Raw genomic sequence first — 294 nt, forward strand, 5'->3', positions numbered from 1 at the left:
TTATTGGTGGATATTTTCCATCGGGTCTCAAGGGAGTCACAATGTTCACGGTTTATCATTCTAATCAATTGGATTTACTCAAAGCGCTGACGACGGCACTGATAGAAAGAGAACCGTTGGATAACCCTTTCCAGCAAGAAGTCGTGTTAGTTCAAAGCCCTGGTATGGCGCAGTGGCTACAAATGCAACTGGCACAACAATTTAGCATTGCAGCCAATATTGAGTTTCCTCTGCCGGCGACATTTATTTGGGATATGTTTACCCGCGTTTTGCCCGGAATCCCGAAAGAAAGTG

At 44.9% G+C, this 294-nt stretch carries 1 protein-coding gene; it reads left to right on the top strand.

From position 1 onward, the window contains the following. Nucleotides 1-41: 41 nt before the first annotated feature. On the top strand, nt 42-294 hold a 253-nt coding region (locus tag YALDO0001_RS22620; RefSeq protein ID WP_004705868.1), incomplete at its 3' end, for an exodeoxyribonuclease V subunit gamma.

This window comes from Yersinia aldovae ATCC 35236, assembly GCF_000173735.1.
Classification (GTDB): Bacteria; Pseudomonadota; Gammaproteobacteria; order Enterobacterales; family Enterobacteriaceae; genus Yersinia; species Yersinia aldovae.